31 protein-coding genes are annotated in these 23,057 nt (G+C 68.6%); 10 read left to right on the top strand and 21 right to left on the bottom strand.

Going from position 1 to position 23,057, the window contains the following annotated elements:
- Positions 1–3 precede the first annotated feature (3 nt).
- The 3 genes from C1N81_RS04580 to C1N81_RS04570 all read left to right on the top strand — a co-directional run bounded on the left by C1N81_RS04580 (position 4) and on the right by C1N81_RS04570 (position 1,039).
- Positions 4–279: a hypothetical protein gene (locus C1N81_RS04580; RefSeq protein WP_394427049.1), complete on the top strand. Its 276-nt coding sequence runs from the start codon at positions 4–6 to the stop codon at positions 277–279.
- Positions 264–566, top strand: coding sequence for a hypothetical protein (locus tag C1N81_RS04575; RefSeq protein WP_394427047.1), 303 nt, complete (start codon positions 264–266; stop codon positions 564–566). Before C1N81_RS04580 ends, C1N81_RS04575 begins: the two co-directional genes overlap by 16 nt.
- Positions 567–661: 95 nt before the next feature.
- Entirely contained in the window at positions 662–1,039 is a 378-nt protein-coding gene (locus tag C1N81_RS04570; RefSeq protein WP_394427046.1) for a hypothetical protein, read from the top strand.
- A 28-nt stretch (positions 1,040–1,067) separates the two neighbouring features.
- Here C1N81_RS04570 and C1N81_RS04565 read toward each other — a convergent pair whose 3' ends face one another.
- Complete coding sequence (locus C1N81_RS04565) at positions 1,068–1,451, bottom strand: DUF6417 family protein (protein WP_394427445.1); 384 nt, start codon at positions 1,449–1,451, stop codon at positions 1,068–1,070.
- An 82-nt stretch (positions 1,452–1,533) separates the two neighbouring features.
- On the opposite strand from C1N81_RS04565, the gene C1N81_RS04560 reads away from it, so the two are divergent.
- Complete coding sequence (locus tag C1N81_RS04560) at positions 1,534–2,283, top strand: transposase family protein (protein WP_394427044.1); 750 nt, start codon at positions 1,534–1,536, stop codon at positions 2,281–2,283.
- 70 nt (positions 2,284–2,353) lie between these two features.
- Here the strand turns inward: C1N81_RS04560 and C1N81_RS04555 are convergent, their stop codons facing one another.
- Entirely contained in the window at positions 2,354–2,602 is a 249-nt protein-coding gene (locus C1N81_RS04555) for a hypothetical protein (RefSeq protein ID WP_394427042.1), read from the bottom strand.
- Between the two features lie 174 nt (positions 2,603–2,776).
- On the opposite strand from C1N81_RS04555, the gene C1N81_RS04550 reads away from it, so the two are divergent.
- Both C1N81_RS04550 and C1N81_RS04545 read left to right on the top strand, forming a co-directional pair.
- Positions 2,777–3,163, top strand: coding sequence for a hypothetical protein (locus C1N81_RS04550; RefSeq protein ID WP_394427040.1), 387 nt, complete (start codon positions 2,777–2,779; stop codon positions 3,161–3,163).
- Positions 3,164–3,239: 76 nt separating this feature from the next.
- The gene (locus C1N81_RS04545) at positions 3,240–3,860 is read left to right on the top strand and encodes a hypothetical protein (RefSeq protein WP_394427039.1); all 621 of its coding nucleotides are present in this window, start codon (positions 3,240–3,242) and stop codon (positions 3,858–3,860) included.
- Positions 3,861–4,130: 270 nt separating this feature from the next.
- Here C1N81_RS04545 and C1N81_RS04540 read toward each other — a convergent pair whose 3' ends face one another.
- Together C1N81_RS04540 and C1N81_RS04535 are read right to left on the bottom strand one after the other, a co-directional pair.
- Positions 4,131–4,391 carry a DUF5133 domain-containing protein gene (locus C1N81_RS04540; protein WP_394427037.1) on the bottom strand — a complete coding sequence of 87 codons (261 nt, stop codon included), beginning with the start codon at positions 4,389–4,391 and terminating at the stop codon, positions 4,131–4,133.
- A gap of 273 nt (positions 4,392–4,664) precedes the next feature.
- Positions 4,665–4,877 carry a hypothetical protein gene (locus C1N81_RS04535; protein WP_394427035.1) on the bottom strand — a complete coding sequence of 71 codons (213 nt, stop codon included), beginning with the start codon at positions 4,875–4,877 and terminating at the stop codon, positions 4,665–4,667.
- A gap of 607 nt (positions 4,878–5,484) precedes the next feature.
- Here C1N81_RS04535 and C1N81_RS04530 point away from each other — a divergent pair.
- Complete coding sequence (locus C1N81_RS04530) at positions 5,485–5,874, top strand: hypothetical protein (protein ID WP_394427032.1); 390 nt, start codon at positions 5,485–5,487, stop codon at positions 5,872–5,874.
- Positions 5,875–6,010: 136 nt separating this feature from the next.
- On the opposite strand, the gene C1N81_RS04525 is transcribed toward C1N81_RS04530, so the two are convergent.
- The 11 genes from C1N81_RS04525 to C1N81_RS04475 all read right to left on the bottom strand — a co-directional run bounded on the left by C1N81_RS04525 (position 6,011) and on the right by C1N81_RS04475 (position 14,029).
- Positions 6,011–6,331, bottom strand: a complete 321-nt coding sequence (locus C1N81_RS04525; protein WP_394427030.1) for a hypothetical protein — start codon at positions 6,329–6,331, stop codon at positions 6,011–6,013.
- Positions 6,328–6,933, bottom strand: coding sequence for a helix-turn-helix domain-containing protein (locus C1N81_RS04520; protein ID WP_394427028.1), 606 nt, complete (start codon positions 6,931–6,933; stop codon positions 6,328–6,330). Before C1N81_RS04520 ends, C1N81_RS04525 begins: the two co-directional genes overlap by 4 nt.
- Positions 6,934–6,989: 56 nt before the next feature.
- Positions 6,990–7,817, bottom strand: a complete 828-nt coding sequence (locus tag C1N81_RS04515) for a protein kinase family protein (RefSeq protein WP_394427026.1) — start codon at positions 7,815–7,817, stop codon at positions 6,990–6,992.
- Positions 7,818–7,904: 87 nt separating this feature from the next.
- Entirely contained in the window at positions 7,905–8,186 is a 282-nt protein-coding gene (locus tag C1N81_RS04510; protein ID WP_394427023.1) for a PTS transporter subunit EIIB, read from the bottom strand.
- Positions 8,183–8,578 (bottom strand): hypothetical protein, encoded by a 396-nt coding sequence (locus C1N81_RS04505; protein WP_394427021.1) that lies wholly within the window; start codon positions 8,576–8,578, stop codon positions 8,183–8,185. The genes C1N81_RS04510 and C1N81_RS04505 overlap by 4 nt, the downstream gene beginning before the upstream one ends.
- Positions 8,575–9,177 (bottom strand): nucleoside/nucleotide kinase family protein, encoded by a 603-nt coding sequence (locus C1N81_RS04500; protein WP_394427019.1) that lies wholly within the window; start codon positions 9,175–9,177, stop codon positions 8,575–8,577. Before C1N81_RS04500 ends, C1N81_RS04505 begins: the two co-directional genes overlap by 4 nt.
- Entirely contained in the window at positions 9,174–11,330 is a 2,157-nt protein-coding gene (locus tag C1N81_RS04495) for a phosphotransferase (RefSeq protein WP_394427017.1), read from the bottom strand. Before C1N81_RS04495 ends, C1N81_RS04500 begins: the two co-directional genes overlap by 4 nt.
- Positions 11,323–12,258: a glycosyltransferase family 2 protein gene (locus C1N81_RS04490; protein ID WP_394427015.1), complete on the bottom strand. Its 936-nt coding sequence runs from the start codon at positions 12,256–12,258 to the stop codon at positions 11,323–11,325. Before C1N81_RS04490 ends, C1N81_RS04495 begins: the two co-directional genes overlap by 8 nt.
- Positions 12,259–12,382: 124 nt before the next feature.
- Positions 12,383–12,811, bottom strand: coding sequence for a hypothetical protein (locus C1N81_RS04485; protein ID WP_394427012.1), 429 nt, complete (start codon positions 12,809–12,811; stop codon positions 12,383–12,385).
- Between the two features lie 352 nt (positions 12,812–13,163).
- Positions 13,164–13,640 carry an ATP-binding protein gene (locus C1N81_RS04480; RefSeq protein ID WP_394427010.1) on the bottom strand — a complete coding sequence of 159 codons (477 nt, stop codon included), beginning with the start codon at positions 13,638–13,640 and terminating at the stop codon, positions 13,164–13,166.
- On the bottom strand, positions 13,637–14,029 hold the full coding sequence (locus C1N81_RS04475) for a hypothetical protein (RefSeq protein WP_394427008.1): 393 nt from the start codon (positions 14,027–14,029) through the stop codon (positions 13,637–13,639). Before C1N81_RS04475 ends, C1N81_RS04480 begins: the two co-directional genes overlap by 4 nt.
- A gap of 396 nt (positions 14,030–14,425) precedes the next feature.
- Between C1N81_RS04475 and C1N81_RS04470 the strand changes: the two genes are divergently transcribed.
- The 3 genes from C1N81_RS04470 to C1N81_RS04460 all read left to right on the top strand — a co-directional run bounded on the left by C1N81_RS04470 (position 14,426) and on the right by C1N81_RS04460 (position 16,911).
- Entirely contained in the window at positions 14,426–15,280 is an 855-nt protein-coding gene (locus C1N81_RS04470) for a helix-turn-helix domain-containing protein (RefSeq protein ID WP_394427006.1), read from the top strand.
- Positions 15,277–15,525, top strand: a complete 249-nt coding sequence (locus C1N81_RS04465; protein ID WP_394427004.1) for a DUF397 domain-containing protein — start codon at positions 15,277–15,279, stop codon at positions 15,523–15,525. Before C1N81_RS04470 ends, C1N81_RS04465 begins: the two co-directional genes overlap by 4 nt.
- Positions 15,526–15,663: 138 nt before the next feature.
- Positions 15,664–16,911, top strand: a complete 1,248-nt coding sequence (locus tag C1N81_RS04460) for a hypothetical protein (RefSeq protein ID WP_394427003.1) — start codon at positions 15,664–15,666, stop codon at positions 16,909–16,911.
- Between the two features lie 18 nt (positions 16,912–16,929).
- Here C1N81_RS04460 and C1N81_RS04455 read toward each other — a convergent pair whose 3' ends face one another.
- The 6 genes from C1N81_RS04455 to C1N81_RS04430 all read right to left on the bottom strand — a co-directional run bounded on the left by C1N81_RS04455 (position 16,930) and on the right by C1N81_RS04430 (position 23,005).
- Positions 16,930–17,430, bottom strand: a complete 501-nt coding sequence (locus C1N81_RS04455; RefSeq protein WP_394427001.1) for a hypothetical protein — start codon at positions 17,428–17,430, stop codon at positions 16,930–16,932.
- A gap of 193 nt (positions 17,431–17,623) precedes the next feature.
- On the bottom strand, positions 17,624–17,980 hold the full coding sequence (locus C1N81_RS04450) for a DUF192 domain-containing protein (protein WP_394426999.1): 357 nt from the start codon (positions 17,978–17,980) through the stop codon (positions 17,624–17,626).
- Positions 17,981–18,005: 25 nt separating this feature from the next.
- The gene (locus C1N81_RS04445) at positions 18,006–21,548 is read right to left on the bottom strand and encodes a LysM peptidoglycan-binding domain-containing protein (RefSeq protein ID WP_394426997.1); all 3,543 of its coding nucleotides are present in this window, start codon (positions 21,546–21,548) and stop codon (positions 18,006–18,008) included.
- Positions 21,549–21,552: 4 nt separating this feature from the next.
- Positions 21,553–21,936 (bottom strand): TadE/TadG family type IV pilus assembly protein, encoded by a 384-nt coding sequence (locus tag C1N81_RS04440; protein WP_394426995.1) that lies wholly within the window; start codon positions 21,934–21,936, stop codon positions 21,553–21,555.
- 212 nt (positions 21,937–22,148) lie between these two features.
- Positions 22,149–22,616, bottom strand: a complete 468-nt coding sequence (locus tag C1N81_RS04435; RefSeq protein ID WP_394426993.1) for a TadE/TadG family type IV pilus assembly protein — start codon at positions 22,614–22,616, stop codon at positions 22,149–22,151.
- Positions 22,613–23,005 carry a TadE family protein gene (locus C1N81_RS04430; protein ID WP_394426991.1) on the bottom strand — a complete coding sequence of 131 codons (393 nt, stop codon included), beginning with the start codon at positions 23,003–23,005 and terminating at the stop codon, positions 22,613–22,615. Before C1N81_RS04430 ends, C1N81_RS04435 begins: the two co-directional genes overlap by 4 nt.
- Positions 23,006–23,057 lie beyond the last annotated feature (52 nt).

Raw genomic sequence — 23,057 nt, 5'->3', positions numbered from 1 at the left:
CATATGGACTCGGCGGCCGCCTCCTACCTCGCCGGGCGCACCGAGGCCGAACAGCACGGCAAGAGCGGTGAAGCCGCACACAACCAAGCACTGCGCGCCTTCACCCTCGCCTTCACCGACCCGCAGCAGGCCGCGGACGAGATCGACCTCGCCCGCCACCTGCTGCACGGCCGCACACTGCGCGCCACCGCATTGACCGTGCAGGTCGCAGCCCTGGTCCGCGACGCCGGACTCACCACGGACATCGAGGACCGCGGCCGGCGGTGGTCACCGAGGTGACCACCGCCGGCCTCACCTCGGTGCGCCCCGTTCTCGAGGCCGCCCTCGGCTTCCACCATGCCGTCCTCGGCAACCACATTCAGGTCGACGCCGTCCTGGCCCACCTCGGCGAGGTCAGCGCCAGCGGGGACCACGCCTACTTCGCAGACCTCGTCCGCTTCATGGACGACCGCCCCAACCTGCACCTTTCCGGGGCAGGCCCCATCTGGCTCGCCGACGAACACCGGGTGCGTGAGCGCTGGCGGGCTCTCGTCCTGCGCCGCCGCACCCTCGCCACTGCACGCTGAGGTGAGAGTGCGGCAACGGCGCGTACCGGCCGCATCCCGCCCCGCCCCCCGGTACCGCGCGCAGACCCTCGGGGCGTTCCGCCTACCATTCCGCCATGGCCGCTGCACCCGACTTCCCCGCCGATCTCGTTGCCGATCAGCGCGAGCTCCACCAGGTACAGGCCGATCTGCACGCCCTGCAGCAGCGCCTCAGCTGGTCTCGCGAACCGAGCGGCGCCCTGAAGATCGACGGGTGGCGGCCCTTCGAGCGGCCCGCCACCGACGGCTGGACTGCGGACGAGGCTGCCGCCTACGACGAGCTGCAGAAGCGAGAACGCGACCTGGCCACCCGGATCGTCTGCCACCCGCACTGGGAGCAGTACGAAGGCCCAGAACTCGTACGAAAGCGCAGCGAACTCAAGCACCTGCCTGGCACTCAGCCCGCTGTCCCGGTCCCCGGTGAGACCAGGGGCGATGTAACCGAAGCGGCCTGACCGGAGCGCTGAACCCGCACTCTGCGGCTCAGTTCTCCGAGGGAATGCGTGCGGTGATCTCGCGGGCGAACCACTCGGCCTCCCTCGACAGCTCCTCCTCTCCCTCAGCGGCGATCAGCTGCAGAAGCCGCAGCAGATCATGGGCCTCTTCGAGGGTCAGCAGCTCCAACCGGTGCGTGAGGGAGTCCTGTGCAGGAATTAGCGAAGTGACAGCAGTGGGCTCATATGCATCCATGGCCGCTACAACGCTTCGGAGCCGAATGGGGTGCGCCTGATACGGCTGAACGTGCGTGAACCAGGATCCCCGGACTGACCTTGCCCTCCACTTCCTGGCAAGGCGACGCGGCGCACGAACGCCCTTCGGCCGGCCGCGCACATTGAGCTTCTTCGAGTTGGCCACCGATCGGGTGATGGGCCGTGAAGCGCAACGAGCGAGGCCCCCGGGCTGTTGATCGAGATGTCTGACGTCTCAATCACGTTGCTCGGGGGCCTCGTTGGTCATCCAACCTGCCGCACTCGACCTTCCGCATGCACTCGTGGAGTGGGTCACCATGCTGATCGTCACCCGTGAGGGCGACCGACGCTGCAAGCTCCGCCCGTCCCAGCGCGCGATGGTGGCACTGGTGTACCTGCGCGAACACATCACTCTGGCGAAGATCGCCGCCGGGTTCGGGATCAGCGAGTCCACCGCCCACGCCTACACCAGCGCGGTCGTCGACCTGCTCGCCGAACGTGCACCGGGTCTGCTGAAGACGCTGCGCGACCACAATCCCGACTTCGTCCTGCTTGACGGCACCCTCGCCGAATGCGACCGGGTCGGCGACGGCCGGGCCGACTACTCCCACAAACACCGGCGCCACGGTGTGAACGTGCAGGTCGTCACCGACCCAGGCGGCCGCCTGCTGTGGCTCTCGCCCGCCCTGCCGGGCCGCACCCACGATCTCACCGCTGCCCGCACCCACCGGATCATCCGGATCTGCGAGCGCCAGGGCGTTCCGATCGTGGCCGATCTCGCCTACCAGGGCGCCGGTCCGTGGCTGACCACGGGCATCAAGCGCAGGCCCCTGAAGGAACTGACCCCTACCGAGAAGACCCGCAACCGTGCCCTGGCCGCCACACGAGCCCCTGTCGAACGTGGAGTCGCCCGCCTGAAGTCCTGGCGGATCTTCCGCAGGTCCCGCTGCAGCCCCAACCGCATGACGTCAATCGCCAAGGCCGTCCTCACCCTGGAGCTGCAACGCTGAAGAAGCTCATTCAACGCTGCGCACATCTCCTTGAGAAGCTGTGCGAGAACCTGTGACTCGAAGGTCCAAGTCAGCTGTCCCAGACGACTCCCTGGGCTTTCATCTCGGTGATCGCGGCGGCGACAGCCGCCTGGGCAATATGGTGTCGATCCTTCTCAACGTCGAGGCGGAAGCCCTGGTCTGAAGCCTCCTGAAGGAGATCTGCGACCGTCGCAATGACGTGGAGGAGGGCGCGGCGCTCCAGCGAAACCGCCGCGTCATCAACCGGCTCGGTGCCGTCCCTACGAGGGTCGAACGGGTCCCTTAGCAGCTCTGTCATGGAGCCATGCTCCACACAATCAATGGTGTGCGAACAGGCTTTCCCGATATCCCGAGGCTCTCGCACAGCTTCTGAGTCGTGCTGATGCTGGCAGCAGCGTCATGCCTCGGGGGGTCCGCCCCCCTTGAGGATGATCTTGCGTATCTATGGGTCTTTAACGTCAGTTGCCCCAGCATGAAGACAATCGGAACTGCCGCTGCCGCCGCCCTGCTCATGATGGCCGGTCTGCTGTCCACCGCCACTCCTGCCGTGGCGGACAGCAGCGCATGCACTCACGCCTGGTCTGGCCCGCAGATCTGTATCCGACTCACCGGACACAATGGCGCCAACGCCGTGACCGGCTTCTGGGCGAATCCTCCGCGTTCCGTCAGCAGTCGCAGCGTCGTCCTCACCATGGACGGCGTTCGCCACGGCGGCCGGGCGACCGCGAAGCGCGTGGGCAAAACGATCAGCTACTCCTGGCGCCGTTTCAACACGGGCTCGCACACGAAGCTTTGCGTCCGGTTCGCTCGCATCGACCGGGTGGCATGCCAGACGACGAAGTACAGCGGCTCGCGCTGACCGCTGCCTCCTCTGCGAGCGGGACGCTAGCCTTTCTGTCTGTGCGTGACGGTCGCGCTACGGACAGGGGGCTGGTGTGGCGCTGATGGTGTGCATGGGGGTAGCGGCCTGGTTCGGCGTCGCATGGGCTGGTCGGCAATGTGTGCGCACGTGGCGGGCCGGCGCCGACCAGTTGTGGGACGCGCGATGGAAATCCGCGTGCGTCACCTTCGCCGTGGCCGCCTTCGCCGTCATGTGCACGGCAGCGCTGCTGCCCGGCACCATGGAGAGGGCAGCCCTCCTGGTATCCGCTGGCCTGTGGCTGGCCTTCTTCGTCGCTAGCGGGGCCAGCGCGATCGCCCGGCGCCGTCACACCGCTCACGCCCGGGCTCTGCGAGAGCAGCTCGGTCTGCCCGTGGAGCGGCACATGCTGCACCCCGGCCTCGTCTTCGCATGGTGGGCCGCTGCTGCTGTAGTCGCTTTGTGCGCGTGGGCCGTGGTCACCGCGGCCTCGCCCCCGACTACGGTGGCTACCTCGGATAACTCGGGGCCCGCGGTCGACGGGATGCATCCTTATGTCTCCGGCGGGCTGATGCTCCTGCTCGGTCTGGGCGGAGCTCACGCCTTCTACCAGGAACACCGCCGCAGCCAGGAACAGCGGCGTCTACGCGCCGTCGACCTGCAGTACATCCGTAGTGACCACAACGGCACAGGCTGAAAAGCCGCTCGGCGGTGGCAGTGGAGGGCTGCCCCGGCTTTGCGCGTTCACGCGGGTCGGTGCAATGCAGCATCGGACCGCGATCATGGGGCCGAAGGCGGCGCCGAGCCCGACGAGGTCGAGCCGCCGAGGACGGCCTTGGCGGCGGTGCCTGTGAGGTCCTGGCTGTGGGCGACTGACCACTGTGGCGATCTGGGCCGTGGGGCGAACATGCTCTTCCTCGAGGGCGCCGGGGCCGATGGCGGCCAGGAGCCGCTCCGCCCAAGGGCCTCACTGCGGCAGCTGAGCGGTGTCACCCGCTGCCTCGGGCTCAGCACGTCGTGCGCTCTGTGGGGCCTGTCTGGTCAGTAAGAGTTCGGCGGCTGCTATCGCCTCCGCCACGCTGCGGGTGCCGGTCAGGACACACAGGGTGTAGGTGACGTCGGCCAGGTCCTGGGCGGTTCGCGGGCCCGGGCTCTCTGCATGTGCGATCCGGGCGGATGCGTAGCGGGCGAGCAGGGCACGTGCGGCAGACGGTGAGGGCGCAATCATGATCGCTCCTGAAAAGAGGGCGACGCCCGCGAAGGGGGCGGTCGAGTCGACGCGCCTGTTGTCCCAAGCACTGTCAGGGATGAGACGAGCACCGTGCCGGAATGTCCGATGCGGTGAAGGGGCGGGGCGTCAGCCGAGCTCGACGCCCATGTGCCGTTTCCTGGGGCTTACTGCCGCACGAGCCGGGCAGCTGCTCCACCGTACTCCGCGAGCCCGCGTGATGGCCCCGCCAGTACGCCCCGGTGTCCCCCGGGTACGGCGCGCAAGCGACGCTCACGCTGGAGGCGGCCACTCGCGTAGGGGCCACTCCTGTCCGGCATGCCACTCGGTGAGGGCCACCTGGGCATCGGCGGTGTCCTCGTGCTCGGCGCGGATGCCCTCGTACTTCCTGTCGGCGATGTCCGGATCATCCCACCAGCCGTCCAGCACGGCTGAGCGGCCGATGCAGAGCGCCACGTGGTACCTGCCCGGCGGCGGCGCACTCATCCGGTCCGTCCGACGGCCTCAAGGAGATGGTCGCGGCACACATCGAGCCACCTCGGCTGCTCAGCAGCAAGCCTGACGACGCGGGTCGCGATCGACGCTTTCGCGCAGACCGAGCAGGGCGCCGGCGTGGGCGGGGCAAGGCGTGCACGGCTCAGCCAGGACGGCGGCGAAGTAAAGGGCGCTACGTCCAGGAGGCTGGGATCGAGACCGAGGCGAGTAATCGCATCGTCCATACCGGCCTCCACGGGCTCACCTGCTCGGGTGGGGTCCAAGCATAGAAGAACGCCGGCCGAGCTCACGCGGACCGCGCTGCCCGGCGCCAAGCAGAGGACGACCCCGTCCCGGTACCTGCGCGACTGGAGGGAGCCGAGCTTCCTGCCCTCACCCACCCTCCGCAACCGCACAACGATGACGTCACCCGTCCCGAACGGCGGGCGACGGACCGTACGGTGCCCTGGGAGTGGCGCCCACGCACAACCGCCCAGCGTCCGTCAGCAGCTTCTCCTGCTCTTCGGCGGGCGGACAATCGAAAGCCAGAAAGTGCTGAATACAGGACAACATGGCTCATTCAGCAGTCAGACCCTCAGGTGCTGGGCACGATGCGGGGATGACCTTCACCTGGACGACTCCGCCGTGGGAACGCCACGAGGACTGCACCCACACGGCCGTCACCTGCGTTGAAACCGGTGACGAGGGACTTACTTTCGCCTCAGCCGCCCTGAGAGGCGATAACGCTGTTGAGGCTCTTGCCGATCACCTCGTGATGGACCCTGGCGCCCGAGCCACCGCGTTCCTGCCCGGTCTCGTGGCAGTGGTGGTCCGGCGCGGCATCGACGTGATGTGGATGGCTGAGCCACCCATCAGGGCCACCTTTTCCAGCTCCGGTGAATGGAGCCTGGCCGTTTACGGAGTGGAGGAGGCCGACGTGACCGCCTTCTCCCCCCGCGAGGTCCAGGACCTGCTCGCCCAACTCCGCGCCGCCTACCCCTCCCTCTGACAGAGATCATGCCGCGAGCCAGGCAAGGGTTCGAGAGGAGTCCTTCCGCTGCCCCCCGGTAGTCGGTGATGCGTCGGCCGGTCCAGGCCCAGTACAAGGAGGCGCCGAGCGCGAAGCGTGTTCAGGAAGGAAGCGTTCATGCAGGGGCCCTCCGCTCCATGGCGGCCGCTGCATCGTCGAGGCGGCTCAGCGTCTCGTCTCTGCCCCACGCGGCAGCGAGAGCGTCCTGGAGGCCGGCATGGATCGCGCGGGCGATCCCGGAGCCCGACTCGTAGACCGGGGACAGGCTTCGGATGGCCACCATGCGGTGACCGTGCAGGGTCACCTCGGCGAACTCGCCGCGGGTCGTAACGTACAGGGCCGAACTGAAGGGAAGAATCCGGATGGTCAGCGTGCTGCCTGTTGCCGGCTCCTCGCGTACGAGGCCGGCCAGATGCCGCAGCTGCTCACCGATCACGGCGGCTTCAGCTCCGCCCTGGTCAGCACGGCCTCATCCAGGAGAACCGTTCGTGTCTGCTCCTCCGGCCGGTCGATCCCGTGGACCCAGGACGGGTGCTGCCCCAGAACCGGCTCGTCGGCGAATTCAGCCGTCTCGGAGCGCCCCATGCAGCGTATGTAGGCAGGGGTGCGCAGTCCGGGCGGAACCGTCACGGCGAATTCGACGGTCGTCTCCGCGGCGCGCATGACCGCGATCCGCCGCGCCGAGGCCTCAGCTCCGGCCACATCAACCCAGCAGCCATAAGGATCACTCCGGTCGAATCCCTGCCCGGAGTCCGGGTCCCGGGAATAGCGCTGCTCAGGCAGGCTCCTCTCGAGGAATCGGGCCTGATCGTCCGCTACGCCGTAGATCCGCAACAGCCTGGGAACCATCTGCGGCGGGATCGGAGCCTCAGCGAGTTCCCACCGGCTGAGCGTCGAGATGGCGACTTTCACCTGACGGGCGACGGTCTCCAGATGTAGACGTCTCGCCTTGCGCAGGCATCGCAGGTAGAGACCCATCACGATGCGGACGGGAGGCGTGGCCGTCGTATCTGGCCCTGCCGTCGTCGTCTTCCCCACTGGTCGCTCTCCTCGATGGTGTGGATCGGTCAGTAGCTCAGGTGCTGGACGAGGGATTAGCCGTTGTAGCTGCGGGCGCGCGGGTCGGTCCGGATGGCTGCGCGGATGAGCCTTTCCAGCTCCCCGTCGGCATAGGGCCGGTCGGCGGCGAGACTGCGGAAGCGGCCGGCAGCGATGTCTGCGTACAGCTGCGGGTGCGGGCCGGCCGGATCGCCTTGGTAGTCGGTGAGGCGCTCGCCGGTCCAGGCCCAGTACAGCGAGGCGCCGAGTGCGAAGAGCTCGGCTTCGGGGGTGAGCGGGATGTGCTGCTCCTCGCCGGTTGCCAGCAGTTCGGCGGCGAGTTCGGGGGCGATGACGTGGACCAGGCCGCCGCGGTAGGGATGGGTCAGCGGCAGCTCGGGGTGGTGGGCGTTGTCGAAGTCGATGAACGTGGCCCGGGTGCCGGTGTAGATGATGTTCTCGCTCTGCATGTCGCCGTGGGTCCATCCGGCCTCGTGCCAGTGCATGAGCGCGGACAGCGCGGCGCGGGCGCTTTGGCACATGAGGAAGCGTTCCTCGTACGTGGTCTGGCCTTTGTGGGCGGGGGCGAAAATCTCCCGTACTGAGCGGCCGTCGATCCAGGGGACCGCGAGCCACTGTCCGTCCTTGGCACGCGCCTGGTGGATGCTGCCGGAGTGCAGGCGCTGCTGTTGCAGGAGGGCATACACAGTTGCTTCGTGGCCGAGGTGTCCGCGGGCGCCGGGCACCGCCGTCTTGATCATCCACTCGTCGGCTTTCCATGTGTGGGCGCCCTTGCGGCCGCTGATGTGCTTGGGCGGCCCGTCCAGGCCGAGTGCGTCCAGTGCGGCGATGGCCAGGGCGGTGGATGAGGCCGTGGGTTCCATGTCCTGTCTCCGATGGTGTCGCGGGCCGGTGCTGCCGGTCGTTCGGGTGGTGGTCACGCGGTCTGCCGAGGTGGTGACGCTTCCGGCTCAGGGTTGCTGCAGCAGTGTGCGCAGGGCGGCGGTCAGGGGGGTGACGGCTGCGGGGCCGACGATGATGTGGAGGGTGTCGCGCTCCAGCAGGCCCAGTACGGCGGGGTGGTCGCACAGTTCGGCGCGGTGCAGGGCATCAGGTTCGTTGAGCGTCACCCGGATTCGAGTGACGCAGTTGGTCAGGGTCCGGATGTTGCGGCGGCCGCCGAGGAGGGCGAGGAAGGCTGAGGCGGTGACGTGGTAGAGGTCGGGCTGCGGCGGGTTGGGGGTGCTGGTCATCGTGCGCCCCACAGGTAGCGCTCGATGTCGATGGCGTCGTAGCGGATCTCAGTGGTCTCGTTCCAGTAGGCCTTGGCGATCTCGTGGGTGATCAGTGAGCGCAGCCGTAGCTGGCTGTCGATCCAGGTTCCTGGTGCGCGCCACTGCGCCCATTGGCGTGGGGTGGTGTGTTCGAGGGCGCGGTGGAGCCGGTCGAGGGCGGAGCGCCAGGTGAGGAGGGTCTGTGCGGTGATGGTGGGTGCGTTGGTGCGGTCGGCGTTGGTGAGGTGGGTGTGGATGGTGAGGGTGGTTTCGTGCAGCTCGTTGACGGTGGGGCCGGTTGCTTCGGCGGGGGGCGGGGCGGCGAGGGCGCGCAGCAGGCGTCGGGTTGTCGTGGCGGCGGGGTGGCTCATGGGTGCTCCGGGGCAGGTGTGGGTTGGCTGGGCAGGGCGTTGAGCAGGTCGGGCCAGGCGCTGTGGTGAGTGGTGTCGTGCAGGGTGAAGGTGGTGGCTGGGATCCAGGTGCTGAGGTGGGTGAGGAAGGAGTGGTAGTGGTCGAGGAAGTGGGGGTCGAACCATGTGCGGTAGTGGGGGTTGTCGCTGTGGGCCCGGCGGCGGTGCAGTGACTGGGCTGGTGTGCAGGTCAGGACGAGGATGTGGTCGTGTGCGCTCGGGGCGGTGAGTCCGAGCCGGTGGGTGAGGGCCAGGGCGTGGTGGAAGTCGTCGGCGGGGGCGGCGCCGGTACGCATGCGGGCGTAGCGGTAGGCGAGGACGCCGATGTGGCAGCGGTCGGAGGCGACGGTCAGGCAGGGGTGGGTGCGTTTGAGCCGGCGTGCGGTGCGGATGCGGGAGAGTGCCTCGGTGAGGAGGTATGCGGTGTTGTGGGCTTCGGGCAGGGGTCCGTCAGGGGGTTGTGCTTCCCCGAAGATGACGGTGGTGTTGGGCTGGCGGCGGCGCAGGTTGTTCAGGAGGGTGGTCTTGCCGGCGCCGGGCATGCCGTCGAGGGCGATCACAGGGTGGGTCGGGGGTTGGTGGTGAGGGCTTTGATGATGGGCGGTGCCAGTGCGGTGATCCGTGCGGTGAGCTGGGGGTCGATTTCCGGCGCCCACTGCAGGACCCATCGGAAGTAGCGCGCGGTGTGGAACAGCAGGTGGGCGGTGTCCAGATCCAGCGGTGTGGCCAGCTGGGCGCGTTGGTCCTGGTAGGCGAAGAAGAGTTGGCTGGCGTCGCGGCCGTCGATGAGGCAGTTGTGGACGTAGCAGTTGGTGAGGTCTTCGTAGATACAGCCGGTGCCGCAGCCTTCGAAGTCGATGACGCCGGGGTCGGCTGTGGGGGTGGTCAGGATGTTGCGGGCGGAGAAGTCGCCGTGGACGAAGCCGTTTACGCACCGCGTCTGGTGAGCTGGTGTGGCCGCTTCCAGTGCCTGGGTGAGCTCGGCCCGCAGGTGGTACTGGTCGCCGGGCAGGGGGCGGATGTTGCGCCGGAACACCGGCAGGTCCGCCAGATCGGTGGCGGTCAGGGTGTGCAGTCGTGCTGCGATGGCGCCGAGTTCCTGGGTGCTGGCCGCGTCTGGACCGTTGTCGGGGGCGGAGCCGGTCAGGCGTGTGGTGCTGACCCAGGACAGGGCACCGTTGACGCTGTCGTGGCCCAGGACCCGGGGGATGCGCAGCGCTGGAGCGGCGGCCGCGGCCGTGAGCCCGGCGACTTCTCGCCCGGCGCGTTCCGCGGGCCGGTGCGTGTAGATCTTCAGCACGGCATCGTGGGCCATGAGCACCATGGAGCGGCCGCCGTAGCCGACGATGACGTCCTGGTCGAAGGTGATGCCGAGCGCGGATTCCGCGGCGTGGCGGGCGCAGTCGATCTGTGGGGTCAGGCGGGCCAGGTTCGGGTAAGGGCTGGCTTCTGCCGCAGCCAGGACAGGGTCTTGCATGAAGGAACCTTTCGCGGGTTCTTGTTGGTTTTTGCGCCATTCGCGGAGCCAGTATGGGGGCCTCCGGGCGAGCTGCCCGGCCGGTTCGGAGCGCCGTCTTCGGGGGTGTGAGGTGCGCGCGGCGTCGGCGGCAGCGGTGTAGGCGTTCAGTGCTGTGCGTGCGGCCGTCTTCCAGGACAAAGCCGTGCGCGCGAGGTGGTGTCCGGCTGCGCCGAGCTGTTCGCGCAGGTCCGCGTCTTGGTGGAGGCGGTCGACCAGGGCGGGAAGATCTGACATGTCCGGGCTGGTGGAGACCAGGGCATAGTTTTGGGGGTCGGGCAGTCCGATGAACGCTTCTGCGGTGCCGACCACTGGCAGGCCCGCGCCCAGGTACTGCAGGACTTTCAGCTTCATTCCGCCTCCGCAGTCCAGGGGCGCCAGCGCGACCTGGGCCGTGGACAGCGCGGTGTGCAGGTCGGGTACGGGCCCGTGCAGGCGCAGGCCCTTGGCGGGGGTGTGCAGGTGCCGCAGTGTTGGGGGGTAGCGTCCGTAGACCTCGATGGCGCCGCCGTTTTTGGCCAGCCGGGGCGCCAGCTCGGTATGGAGGTAGCCGACCGCGCGCCGGTTGGGCGCGTAGTACAGATTGCCCAAGAAGGCGGCGATGCCCGGGCGTTGGCGGCGCACTGGGGTGCGGGGTCTGGTGTCGGTTCCGCACGGCACGATGTGTACGTTTTCGGCGTTCAGGGCGAGGGCCGCATCGGCGTCGCGCGCGGTAAAGGCGATGACGGTGTCGGCGGCCGCGATGGCGGCGCCCTGTAGCAGCGAGGCCTGCCGCACCTCCCATTCCGGGCTGTTCAGGCTGCGGGCCAGTGCGGCCTCGTCGTCGTGCATCTCGTACAGCAGGGCCGCCCCGCCTGCCTGGGCCAGGAGGCGGCCGTAGCGCACGGCCAGCTGGGTGTTGGACATGACCAGCACGTGCGGGCGTAGCCGCCGCACGTGCCCGACCAGGGCGGCGGTGTCCTCGTACAGGTCCTCGTAGGTGAGGTAGTGCACGGGAAAGGGCCAGGCAGCGGTCGGGGCCGAGGACGGGTTGAGGTCGCCGAGCAGGAGGGTGACCTCGGCGCCGTGTTGGGCCAGGTGCCGGTTGAGGTGCAGGGTGCGGGCGGCCGCGCCCGTCAGGGGGAGGCTGCGCTGGAAGCCGGCCGTGTCGAAGACGACGCAGACGCGCAGCCGGGCAGGGGGCAGGCAGTCAGGCATGGGCCGGCTCCTGATTCAGTCCGCGCCGCCGCCGGCTGGCTGTGTGGCGCAGTTGCTCCAGGCGGAATCCGCTGAGGCGGGCCAGGTCGGTGAGGACTGCCGGGTGGGCGGTGATGTGTTTCAGGCGGGCCCAGGCCAGTGCGTCGCGCAGCCGGGCGCTGTCGTAGATGTCGGCGTCCGGGTGGAGCTGTAAGAGCCGGGCGATCGAGACGCCGTGCCAGAAGGCTCGGGCGCCGACCGCGGGCGGCCGCAGGTCGCGGCGGTGGATGGCCCTGTCCACGACGGCGTCAGGGACGAGGATCACGTGATGGCCGTCCCGCTGGGCGCGGATGGTCAGTTCCAGCTCCTCGCAGCTGAGGTGGCGCCGTCCCCGCACGCCCAGCCGGGTGTCGAAGGTGAAACCGGCGCTGCGGCGCAGGGCCAGGTTGCAGCCGATGACCCAGTACGGGGCACGCAGTGCGGTGGTGGCGGCCGGCCAGTGCGGCGGCACGAACCACTGCAGGAGTTCCGGTGAGACCGGGCGGTGGTGGTCCGGGCCGGTGAAGCGGGGCTCGGCCCGGCCGCCGGCTACGTCTGCTCCCGTCGTGGCCATCGCGTGCACGAGTGCAGCCGCCCAGGTGGGCCGCGGCCGGGTGTCGGGATCGGTGATCAGCGTGATGTCACCGCTCGCGTGGGCCAGGCCCCGGTTGCGCGCCCGGGACAGGCCCGGCTGTGCCTCGTGCACGACGCGCAGGTCGAGGCCCGGCTGATGGAAGGATCGGCGCGTGAGCACTGGGCGAGGATGGTTGTCGACCAGAACCACCTCAAGGCCGCCCTCAAGGTTCTGCGCGGCGAGGGCCCGTAACAGGCCGGGCAGGCAGCCGCTGTTGCCGCGCACAGCGGTGACGACACTGACGCGTAGTCCGGTGGCGGAAGGCGTTTCGGCCATGCAGAGCCTCCAGAGGTGAGGGGTTCATCGGATTCGTCTGGCGCGGTCGGCGCGTAGGGCTTGCCTCGGCGGGCAGTTCCTCGCTCCGCCCAGCGCAGGGAGTTGCTCTGAGGGACGTGCGGTTTCACTGCCCTTCGTCGGTGCAGGGCGAGGAGCGGTACGGGGTGAGGGCGGTGGCCAGGGCCATCGGCTGTGCCCACTGCTGGCTGCACGGCGGCAGCGAGTGCGGATCACGGTCGGCCAGGGGAAGGAAGAGCACGGGCCTTATGGAGAAGCCCAGCTGGAGGCCGGGGCGCTGGCCCGGCTTCAGAACCATGCTGAAGGGGTGGCCGCTCTCCAGCTCTTCACGCGAGCGCAGGTGACCGCTCAGGAGCCACACGGTGAGCGGCTCCGCCTCGTCCTCGCTCAGCACCGGCTGCAGCATCCGCACCAGCACCCGAACCCATCGCAGCGCCGCCTGTGCGGATTGCGCGTCATAGGACGCAACGAGCGTTTGTGTCTCTGGGGTGCGCACCACGCACTCGGCCCAACAGCCCGGCTGGGGCGCGCTCATGCGTCCTCCTCAGCAGGCCAGGGCCGCACGCTCAACTCGTACACGGTCCCCGCGTCGGTGATCTCCAGATGGACGTGGCGGCCTTCGTGCACGTGCCGGAGGATGTGGTGTTGCAAGTCGGGTGCCACAACCCGTGCATGGAGCTGGCGTCGTGGGCCGGGGTCCAGCTGTTCTGCGATGCTGCGGCTTCGGGTAATCAGCCATGCCACGGCGTCCCCCGTGGAAGCGGAGAGATGGATGGCCAGTGTCAGCGGGGGCCGCTGCTGGTGGTGCACGACCTGGAGGCACCGGTAGGCGGGGGCATCGTCCGGTAAGGCCGCAGGGATAGGTGTGGCGGCATCTGGCGGGGCGATCATGTCTGCCTCCGGGGGATGTGAGGGATCCGGAAGAGACACCAGGTCGTGGTGCCGTCCGGGGTGACGCCGCACACGGTGGAGAGCGCGCTGACCAGGAACATGCCACGTCCGCTCTCGTCCAGGTCCTCCGCCTCGGTGACGCGGGCCGGCACCGGTGATCCGTCGGTGACCTCGATCACGACCACGTCCGCGATGACCAGGAAGCGGAAGGTGACGCGGCCGGCCCCGTGCAGGAGGGCGTTGGTGACCAGCTCGCTGATGACGCAGCTGGCGTCGTCCACCAGACATGGGTAGCCCCAGCTCTTCAGCTTGGCCGCCCCGATCTTGCGGAGGTATCCGACCCAGCGACGCTCATGATCGGGAATGGACTGCCCGGCGGTCCTTGGCGGGCGCGACAACGTCAGCTGCACGCTGAGGTCATCCCGCACCGGCTCGGCGTGATCCAGCACCTCGTTGACGGTGGCGACGATCATTCCGGCACCACGTTCTCCGCGTGTACGAGTGAGATGAAACCGCTGTGCATCGTGAAGAAGTCGAGTTCTGCGGCGTAGACGTCCAGATCCTGGCTGATGACTCCCCGGGTCAGTACGACGACCCCGTGCAGGAAGCCGCCTCGCACCGCCCGCTTGATACGGCTCCAGCCGGGCCGGTCCTCGATGACCGGCAGGCTCCGGCAGTCCGTGCACATGTAGTGCTCGGGGACTTCAAGCCCCTGCTTGCGTGCACACTCACGCGCGGCGATGAGGGACCAGGGCTGTTCCAGGCCGTTGATGGACCGCGCGTAAGCGCCCACACGGATCGGACGGCCGCTACCCCTGAGCACGTCGAGTCTGCCGCGCAGCTGCTCCGTGCGGAGCTGCATCAGCTGGACGTTCCGGTCGGGTGTCACCCGATCTATGCCAGGGCGGAACATCCGGTCAGCGTCGTTGTCGCTGTCCATCCAGCTGGTGGACGGCCTGGAAACTCGGGTGCTGCTCTGGCTCGTCATCAGCGGCCTCGGCTTCTCGGAAGGGAACAACGAAGGCCGGCCCCCGCGGGGGATCGGGGGCCGGGCCTCCGCCGGACCGGTCGTCAGGTCCGGATCACGACGGCGGTGACCGCACGTCACAAAGGATCATGAAATGACGATCCGTCACGCCGTCTCCACCCAGCTTGCTCCTTTTGGCGGTCGATACGCAAGACTGTCACTCATATTGCCAAAATGAGCGAACATGCGTGCGCGTGGCCTTGCGCGTTCCCGACGTGCCAAACTGCGTCCATGACGCAGAAGCGGGCGACTCCGACCATCAAACGGCGCAGAGTTGGCGGTCAGCTGCGTCGCTGGATCGGAACATCCAGAACGGGTGAGGTCGCCAAGCACATGGGATGGGACGGCACCCGTCTGAGCCGCATCCTGCGCGGCACGTACCGGATCTCCGGCGAGGACGTCCGGAAACTGGCCGCCGTCGTGGGCATCGACGACCCCGAGGGAGTCGAAGAAGTCGCCCGCGTAGCCGAGGAGCCTGTGGGCGCAGGCTGGTGGGCCGCGTACACCGGGCGCATCGGCCAGAACTACCTCGACTTCATCGAGCTGGAGTCCGACGCGCACGAACTGCAAATTCACCACCCGGCGATCGTGCCCGGCCTCCTTCAATCACCCGCCTACGTCCGAGAGATGATCACTCGCGCGCCAACCGCGGTCTCACCCGAGCACGCCGAAATGCTCGTCGCGATCCGGCAAGCGCGCCAGGCCGTACTGACCAAGGTGGCTCGGTTGCACGCCCTCGTCCCGGAATCGGCCCTGCACGCACAATTCGACTCCGGGCCTGCACTCCTGCGTGACCAGATCCGCAAGCTCCTCGACACATCACAGATGCCGAACATCGAACTCCAGCTCATTCCGCTCACCGTGCACCCGACGTACGGGTCAAACGGCGCGATCACCATCATGTCGTTCAAGCACCCGTGGTCCCAGGTAGCGAGCGTCGACAGCCCCATGGGCGGAAACCACACCGAAGAGGCGGAGCAGGTCGGTTTCCTGAAGAAGGACTTTGCAGCCATCTCCGCTGTCGCACTTCCCGTCGACAAGTCACGGGATGTTCTCAATCAGTACCTGGAAGGAACTCGCGAGTGACCACGAATTACGGACGGCACGCCCACACGGCTCCGGAGCTGAAAGGCGCCGTCTGGAAGAAGTCCTCGTACAGCGGAGGAAACGAGGGGCAGTGTGTCGAGGTCGCTGCCCTGACAGCTGCGCCATTCGCTGGCCTGCACGCCGTCCGGGACTCGAAATACCCGGGCGGACCGGCTCTCATCCTTTCTCGACACGCCATGGCTGCCTTTGTAGCCAGCGTCCGGACCGACAGGCGCGACAACTAAGCAGCGTTCCCGGCTGTGGCACCTCCTCAAAGGGATGGGAGGTGCCACAGCCTTTCTTCTGCCCCCGCTCGGCAGCTCTTCCGGACGAACTGCAGCAATCACCTCCCAAGAGCGCAGTTGAACGGCATGATCGCCGGTATGACCCTGCACGCGAGAGACACCGTCACTCGGCAGCTCGTCACGCTCTCACTCTCCGACGCCGCAAGTGCCGACCACTTGCCTACCGGCACGCTGGAGAACAAGCGCTACGCCTGTCTCAGCTGTCACCAGCCCATGTCGCTCTCCCGGCGGACGAACAGCACCTCCTCGTACCGTCCGCGGTTCAACCACGGCCAGCGCAACAACGGAGCCACCGATACCTGCGTGGCGCGCGCTGCCGTACAACAGCAGGTGGAGGCCGACGTCCAGGTCGTCATCGACCTCCAAGAGCGGCTGGCCAAGGCCTGGCCAGGGACGTCCACACTCATCGAATGCCTGACACCCACCGGGCACGACAGCCCGGCGCCTCCCGTGATCGTGGCCCGGGACGGGGACCAGGTGATCGTCATCGACTGCCCTCACGGCCCACTGGACGAGCCGACAGTTCGCTACCGCATCAAGGCCGTACGCGACCAGTTCGGTGCCCAGGCCGCTCACGTCTGGTTCTTCGCCGAGGACCCCCATCACTTCCGGCAGGGGGATCTCAAAGACAAGGCCGTGCGTCCGCACGGTGCCCAGCGCTCCATCCGGCACCGTCGCGTCCGCCCCACCGAGCGGCAACTGCAGATCATCGAGGCGGGCGGCGCGGTGTACTGGCTGAACGGGGGCGAGGTGCTGGTGCCCTACGGCGGCCACGATTTCCAGCATCCTCCACGCCGCGGTGAGGACTGGACCGGCGAAGCGGCCCGGTACCGCTACGACTGGAAAATCAGCCACCCGCGGCCCGCGCCCGGCGCGCAGTGGTGGGGACTGGTTCCGATCGGACTGTCCTCGCTGCGGCGCGGCCGCGTAGCCTTCCACCCCGCCGAGGCCTACGACGTCATGGAGCGCCTTGAGCGGTCACAGCCGGCACGGTGGTCCGCGTCGCGGCGCCGTGCCCGCGAGCAGTTCGACCGCCAGCTCAGCCCTGCACCGCCCGAGGCAACCCCCGATGATTCGCAACCCCTTGCCAGGCAGAGGGCTGAAAACGACGGCGCGCGTGCTGAACGACCCGCAGCAGCTGACGGCCCCGCCATCCCCGGGCCGGACAATGCCCGGGCGACAACCTCGCCGGCTCAGCCACCGTTCGTTCCGCCTCCGCCGCCATATCCTCCCGCGGCCTCCCCGCCGACGCCGCGCGCAGAGATCCCGGAGCAGCAACGCAGGGGGTTGAGGGGATTTCTACACGGACTGGTCCGACGGCGGTGACGAACGGCCTCGGTCCCGTCAGCTGCTGCCCGCTGCCGGCGTCGAGGTATGGCTGGCATCCGCCGCTATCTCCGCCTGCGTCTGCCGTACGATCTCGCCGATCTGCCGGACATTGGCGGCAGTGATGGGGCCGCGGCAAGCCTGTTGGATGGTGATCCCCTCATCACGCAGATCACGCAGCAGGGCCAAGACCTGGATCTGGTCGATGAAGGCTGCGCGCGCGGCGTCGGAGGTCAACGGCGACGTGCCTTCGACGCCAGCGTAGGCCGACAACGCGCTGCGGTCTTCTTCGCAGAGCGTCACACGCTCTCCCCGCCGAGCGCGCTCAAGGGCCGGGAACTCTGGGCCTAGACACGTCTCGTCGAGGCCGGCTGCCAGCCAGGCGGCACGGATCGCATCCGCCCGCTGCGCGCCGGGGCCGTCGATGATCTCCAGTTCCGGCTCGGGCGGCGACAGACGCGGACGCGGCCGAGGTGGGTCGGCGGCAATGCGCCGACGGGCGAATAGGCGTGCGAACATGCCGTGATTCTGTCAGGCGCTGCTGACGGCACCAGCTGCGGGACCCGCTCACCATAGTGTCCAGGCTGGACACTATTTAGGGGCGCGGCGCAACGTTGCCCGGGATGTGGTGACGCGCCCGGGAAGCCAGCTGGAATCCGGAGGCCAGCACGGCCCTGCCCGCTGTGGACCGGGCGCAGTTCCGGCCGTCAGGTTAGATGACCTCCGCGACGGATCCTGCTCGTAGGCCCCACTCGACCAGGCGTCCGGCTTCGGCTTCGATGATGTGCCGTGCGCGCCAGCGGGGGCGGCCCACTCGGTTGGGTTTCATGGTGGTGACGTCGAGGACGCGGTGGTCTCGGTCGAGGTAGGCGACGTCGATGGTGAAGCGCATTCCGAAGGTGTGGACGCTGTTGGACGGGGTGATGAGCAGTGCTCCGTCGAGGCTGTCGCGGCCGAGTAGGCCGCGGGCGCGGGCTGCGGGTGTGTTGGCGACCTCAAGCCGGATGTCTTTGTCTGCAATGCGCAGCACGGTTGTGGCGACGAACTCCGGTTCGGTGTGTGAGCTCATGCCGGTGAGAGTCCCCTCGGTGTTGTTATCGGGCGCGTGCGGTGGGGCGGGGCAGCAGGTCGTGGAGGAGAGCGGCGGTCTCGGTATCCATGTCGACGCCGCCGTGCTCCTCGTCACCCAAGTGCTCGTTGATGCGGGCCAGCCGGGCAGCGGCGGCGCGCAGGGCCTCCATGTCTCCGGTGCTGTGGTGCGCGCGGAAGACTTCGCGGTGGAGGCTTTCGTTCTCCTCGGCTGCCAGCAGCCCCTTACCTGCTGCCCACAGGGCTCCGGCAGGGTCCCCAGCTTCGCGTCGTCGTACGGAGAGTTCGTGGGCTGCGTCCACGATCGCGGAGACCATCTCCTGGACGAAAGGCTCGGCCCATGCGTAGCGCAAGGGGTTGATGGCGCTGAAGGGGCGCCCCTTGACGAGGGCAAGGGCGCGGCGAAGCGCCAGGTCTCCGTCCTCGTCGGTTCGGGCCAGTCCGGTCCGGGCGAAGTGCTGGAAGCTGGCCCAGTCGCAGCTGGTGGCGGGGCTGACGCGGTAGAGGCGGTCGTGGCTGTCCTGGATGGGGGGAAGGTAGGGATTGCCGTCCGCGTCTTTGCCGAGCCAGGACCGTGCGCGGGTGATCCACGGGTCCCGGGTCTTCTTCCCTACGCGGGTGCCCGGCCACAGGGCTTCGTCGATGGCGTGCCGGTCGACGCCGTTGTGGAGCGCCAGGAAACAGATGAGTTCGACGGCGACGCTGCGGCGGCTGGTGTCGATCCGTCCGGTGGCGCCTTCGATGGTGACTGGTCCGAGCACCTGGATGGCGGGCCCCTCGGCTTTCGGCGCTGCGTCGGTGCTCTGCCGGGTGTCGGCGGTGACGGGCGTGGGAGTGGACAGCTTCGGGATGGTGACGTGGATGGTGTCCCGCGCGGGGGCCTGGGTGCAGGGGGTGGCGGTGGCGGAGTGCTGCGGGGGCTCTGCGGCTGTGGGCGGGTTGTCGATGTGCTGCTCGGCCGCCAGAACGTCTGCCAGCGACTGACCGCTGGTCTGCTCGTGGTCTTCATCGGACGCTTGGCCGTCGGGTTGCGCGGTTTTGGTCAGCACCGGTGCGCTGTTAGCTGCGGCGGGGGTCGGCTCGTCGCCGTCGTTGGCCTCCGCATCGTCCATGTCCGGGTCACCGTACTCGGTGGGAAAGCCGTCTTCGTCGACGTCCTCGTCTTCCACGGCCGGGGCGTGGAGAGCAGCAACAGGCAGTGCTGCGTCCTCCAGCGCTCCCTCGTGCTGCTCGTCGGGTTCGGTCCATTCGGGAGCGGGGACGTCGGCATCACTGCCCGCCAGGGTAAGGATGTCCACCGCGTCGGCGAAGTGGTCATCGCTGAGGCCTTGCAGCTTGATGGGAAGCTGCGAACCGGGGAGCACGACCGTGTGCTCTGGCCCCTGGCAGGTCAGGGACCAGGTGTGCGCGGGCAGGTCGAGGGATGCGTTGGCGGTGATGACGGCGCCCGCGGTGCGTGGTTCCTCGGCGAGTGTGGCCAGGAGCTCGGTTGTGTCGGCGGTGTCGGGGAGGGCGTGGGCAAGCACGATGTGTGGGGTCCACGAGTCGCCGGCGTCCTCAAGGAGACGCGCGCTGCGCAGGCTGGGGGCTCCCAGCAAGGCCAGTGCCTGGCGCTGGTCGGCGCTGTGGTCGGCGAGTTCCGTGGCTGCTGCACTGACCTCTGCCTGGTGTGCTACCCGGCCGGGCACGGCGTCCTCCAGATGCGGGGCGGTGGCGGCGACCGTGGTGATCTCAAGGTGCCCGGGCAGGGGTGTGTTGGCAAGCTCGATGGCGATGGCCTGCAGAACGTGCCTGGCGAAGTCGGCGTCACCGCTCAGGTTAAGGATTCCGACGTGCTCCAGGTCGACGAGGACGAGATGGCCTTGTCCGTCCCAGCCCAGGGAGACAAGAGCCGGGTAGGGGGCGTCTGTGTCCCGGAGTTCCTCGGGGGTGGCAAGGTCGGTGCTGGCGGCGGTGCACACCCACAGATCCCGGCGGGCTGCAGCTGCGGTGAAGGGTTTCACGGCAGCCTGGTCGTGGGAGAGGTGGAGCTCTACTTTGCTCTCGTGCAGCACGACCGCCTGGAGGTCGGGGAGTTCCTTACCGAGGTCTGCCAGGTTGCGGGCGAGGGTGCGCAGGGCGGTGTTGAGCAGCGCGAATCCGCCGGGGTGCTGGGCCGCGCGCAGGCCTTGTTCGGTGGCGGCTGCCCGGCCTTGGGGCATAGGGATGCGGCGGCCATGGCGTCGGCGCCGTTGCTGCAGGATGCGTCGGGTGCCCAGGGTGGTGATCACAGCGGCGGCAAGTGCGCCAGCGCCTTCCCATGCGGCGGCCGAGGCCAGCAGCGAGCCGGTCTCGTCCTCGCCTGCGGCAGTCGGCTGCGCTGTTGTTGTGGGTGTTCCCTGCTGGGCAGGCGTCGTGGGGGCGGCCTGGGACGGTGCTGTGGTGGGGGCCGCAGGCTCAGACCCGGTGTCGCGCTGTGGCGTCTTGGCCGCTGGCTCGTGTCCTTCCGGGGTGGCGGTGTCCGGGCTCTGGGCGGTGGACTTGTGGCCGGGATGCTCCTGGCGCTGTGCTGGCGGCTTGGTGGAGTCGTCAGTGCGGGAGGCGGGCAGGGCGAGGACCTGGTCGGGATAGATCAGGTCGGGGTCGGTAAAGGTCTGCCCGTAGGGCTGGGGGTTTCCCTTGTTGAGGTCGTAGATGTCCTTCCACTCGACTCCCCCGCCGACCTTCTGCGCGATGCCCGAAAGACTGTCGTTGGCGCGGACGGTGTATTCGTCATGGGTCGTGGAATCGGAGCCGGAACCGTCGGCGTCGTCCCTGGCCGTCTGCCCTGCCGCGCCTTTCGCCCCGGGCCCGTGGTCTGCGCGGTCTGAGCTTGCCGGTGCCGTGGCTTCGGCCGAGGTGTGCGCGTCGGCCGGCAGGGTGATGACGGCGCCCTTGGGCAAGTACTGATCGCCGGCTGCGAGTTCGGGGATCGCCGGGTTGAGGGCAGCGATGTCTTTCCAGCGGGTGCCGTCGCCCAGGTATTCCTCGGCCAGGTCCCAGGGTAGTTCTGTCGACTTGGTGACCGTGTGCTGAGGTCCCGCGTCCTGCTGCACGGTGGCGGTATCGGAGGTGGCGGGTGCGGCGTGGCTCACCGAGTCGGATGTGGGTGCCTGCGCCGACACTGATACTGCCGTGGCTGCCAGGGCTGGGGTGGTGGCCGCCGATGCCGCGGTGGGAATCAGCAGCACGATCCCGCCGATCAGGAACGATGCGAGGGACTGCATGCTGCCCAGTCCCTTGATCCTGGGGGCGGAGCGGCGGCGGGCGAGCGCAACAATCTCGACCAGCGCGGAGAAGGAGAAGGCCGCCCACGCGATCCACCCGATACAGGTGAATACGACAAGCCACAGTGTGCCGTCGTCCTGAGCCAGCAGGTCGGTGTGCCCGGCCAGTTCGGTGGGCTGGTGTCCGGTGGCCAGCAGCATGAGCGGGATACCGGCGACGATCACTGCCAGCGCGGCGATACTGGCCAGGGCCCGGACGATGCGTGCCAGCGCTCGCAGCGGGGCGGGGGCGGGGTGGGCCATGGACTCAGTCTCCGTGGGTCTGCAGGTGGGCAGTGGCGGTGCCGTTCACTGTGATGGTGCTCTTCCCGACCAGCTGCGCGAAGTAGGTGTGGTACTCGCTGGTGACGGTGACGGACAGGCGTTGTCCACCGTCGATGATCTGCACGTCGCCTTGAGCGTGCGCGTTGGCCAGGTAGTCGCGTGCCGCGCCGGCAGCTGCGTCCGGATCCACGATGATCGCTGTTCCCTGGACGGCCTGCGCGTCGTCAAGTTGCTGACCGGCCGTGCGGGCGGCCTCCTGGGCAAGCGAGGTGGCGCGGTTGGCTGCGTTTAGGGCGCCACCGCCGTCGACCAGGAGTCCCATCACCATCAGAAGGCCCACCGTCGCCAGAGCGAAGAAGACGGACATGGAGCCCCGGTCCTTTTGCGCAATTAGGGCGTTGTGCCGGACGGTGGCAGCAGAACGGACCGTGCTGCGTGCGACCGGAGCGAGAGATTGCTTTGCTGGCCTGGGGTGAGGCGTCGTGTGATCGCGCGGTGCCTGGGTGCAGGGTGCGCGCCGGGGGCGGGCACGGACGTGTGCTCGGCTGTCGGGATCCCTGAGGGTTTGTCGACGCTGGGTCACTGGCTCCGCCCTCGGTAGGTGTCGATCGGGCTCTGCCATGACGCGCTGAGCTTCTTCGCGCCGGGCAGGCCGGGCAAGCCGATGTCGGACAGGTTGGCCGTGCAGGACAGGGAGGCGGTCACGGTCGCCGCGACCCCCTGCTCGATGGCGTAGCCGCTGGTGTCCACGACCACGCTGGAGGCGGTGCAGGTGATGCCTTCTCCGCTGAGGCTGCGCTCGGCTGCGGCCTGGGCGCTGCTCTGCGCGCTGTCGGCGTCCCGTTCCAGCGAGGCGGCGCGGGCGGCCGCGCGTGCCGCGGAGTCGACAGCGCCGTTGGCTGCGATGACCCGTCCGAAGGCCACCATGAGCAGCAGCAGGATGATGAACACGGGGGCCAGGATCGCTGTCTCCAGCGATACGGAGCCGTGGTCCCTACTCGCCAGGCGCCGTATCCGGCCGCGTGCCGGGGGGCGTTGGGCCTTCACGGGTTGGTCCACCTTTCCACCGGTGCGTCCACGTGCTGGCTGACGGACAGGGTCAGGCCGGGAATCAGGGTGGCGACGTTGCCGCGCACGGTGATGCGGATCTGCTCGGCGGTGCTTCCGTCCGAGGACACACTGGGGGCTTTGACGCTGCCGCCGAACTTGGCCAGGAAGTCTTCGGCCTGCGCCACGGCTTCCGCAGGGCTGCTGCCGGTCTGCCGTCCCTGTTCGACGCCTTGGCGCGCAGCGGATCGGGCCACGTCGCGGGCGTGGAACCAGAGGCCGACCTGGAGGGCGGAGAAGACCAGGAGCAGCACGACGATCGCGATAACGGACAGCTCGACGCTGGCCGCGCCGCGATCGTTGGTGACGCGTGTGGTGATGCGGCGCATCCACCGACGCGCACGTGCTTTCACCCTCTGCTGCCCTTCTCTCGTGCGGTGC

Source organism: Streptomyces sp. SGAir0957, from assembly GCF_043523415.1.
The sequence above is the reverse complement of the archived record's forward strand: the minus strand, read 5'-3'. Positions and strand labels throughout refer to the sequence as shown.

Excerpts from the sequence above, each read along its gene's own strand:
- C1N81_RS04580 (WP_394427049.1), top strand. The coding sequence starts at position 4 with ATGGACTCGGCGGCCGCCTCCTACCTCGCCGGGCGCACCGAGGCCGAA.
- C1N81_RS04475 (WP_394427008.1), bottom strand. The coding sequence starts at position 14,029 with ATGCAGCTCCGCACGGAGCAGCTGCGCGGCAGACTCGACGTGCTCAGG.
- C1N81_RS04485 (WP_394427012.1), bottom strand. The coding sequence starts at position 12,811 with ATGAGCGCGCCCCAGCCGGGCTGTTGGGCCGAGTGCGTGGTGCGCACC.
- C1N81_RS04490 (WP_394427015.1), bottom strand. The coding sequence starts at position 12,258 with ATGGCCGAAACGCCTTCCGCCACCGGACTACGCGTCAGTGTCGTCACC.
- C1N81_RS04570 (WP_394427046.1), top strand. The coding sequence starts at position 662 with ATGGCCGCTGCACCCGACTTCCCCGCCGATCTCGTTGCCGATCAGCGC.
- C1N81_RS04515 (WP_394427026.1), bottom strand. The coding sequence starts at position 7,817 with ATGGAACCCACGGCCTCATCCACCGCCCTGGCCATCGCCGCACTGGAC.
- C1N81_RS04455 (WP_394427001.1), bottom strand. The coding sequence starts at position 17,430 with ATGTTCGCACGCCTATTCGCCCGTCGGCGCATTGCCGCCGACCCACCT.
- C1N81_RS04555 (WP_394427042.1), bottom strand. The coding sequence starts at position 2,602 with ATGACAGAGCTGCTAAGGGACCCGTTCGACCCTCGTAGGGACGGCACC.
- C1N81_RS04430 (WP_394426991.1), bottom strand. The coding sequence starts at position 23,005 with ATGCGCCGCATCACCACACGCGTCACCAACGATCGCGGCGCGGCCAGC.
- C1N81_RS04460 (WP_394427003.1), top strand. The coding sequence starts at position 15,664 with ATGACCCTGCACGCGAGAGACACCGTCACTCGGCAGCTCGTCACGCTC.
- C1N81_RS04440 (WP_394426995.1), bottom strand. The coding sequence starts at position 21,936 with ATGTCCGTCTTCTTCGCTCTGGCGACGGTGGGCCTTCTGATGGTGATG.
- C1N81_RS04470 (WP_394427006.1), top strand. The coding sequence starts at position 14,426 with ATGACGCAGAAGCGGGCGACTCCGACCATCAAACGGCGCAGAGTTGGC.
- C1N81_RS04550 (WP_394427040.1), top strand. The coding sequence starts at position 2,777 with ATGAAGACAATCGGAACTGCCGCTGCCGCCGCCCTGCTCATGATGGCC.
- C1N81_RS04535 (WP_394427035.1), bottom strand. The coding sequence starts at position 4,877 with ATGAGTGCGCCGCCGCCGGGCAGGTACCACGTGGCGCTCTGCATCGGC.
- C1N81_RS04480 (WP_394427010.1), bottom strand. The coding sequence starts at position 13,640 with ATGATCGTCGCCACCGTCAACGAGGTGCTGGATCACGCCGAGCCGGTG.
- C1N81_RS04505 (WP_394427021.1), bottom strand. The coding sequence starts at position 8,578 with ATGAGCCACCCCGCCGCCACGACAACCCGACGCCTGCTGCGCGCCCTC.
- C1N81_RS04445 (WP_394426997.1), bottom strand. The coding sequence starts at position 21,548 with ATGGCCCACCCCGCCCCCGCCCCGCTGCGAGCGCTGGCACGCATCGTC.
- C1N81_RS04530 (WP_394427032.1), top strand. The coding sequence starts at position 5,485 with ATGACCTTCACCTGGACGACTCCGCCGTGGGAACGCCACGAGGACTGC.
- C1N81_RS04450 (WP_394426999.1), bottom strand. The coding sequence starts at position 17,980 with ATGAGCTCACACACCGAACCGGAGTTCGTCGCCACAACCGTGCTGCGC.
- C1N81_RS04510 (WP_394427023.1), bottom strand. The coding sequence starts at position 8,186 with ATGACCAGCACCCCCAACCCGCCGCAGCCCGACCTCTACCACGTCACC.
- C1N81_RS04540 (WP_394427037.1), bottom strand. The coding sequence starts at position 4,391 with ATGATTGCGCCCTCACCGTCTGCCGCACGTGCCCTGCTCGCCCGCTAC.
- C1N81_RS04495 (WP_394427017.1), bottom strand. The coding sequence starts at position 11,330 with ATGCCTGACTGCCTGCCCCCTGCCCGGCTGCGCGTCTGCGTCGTCTTC.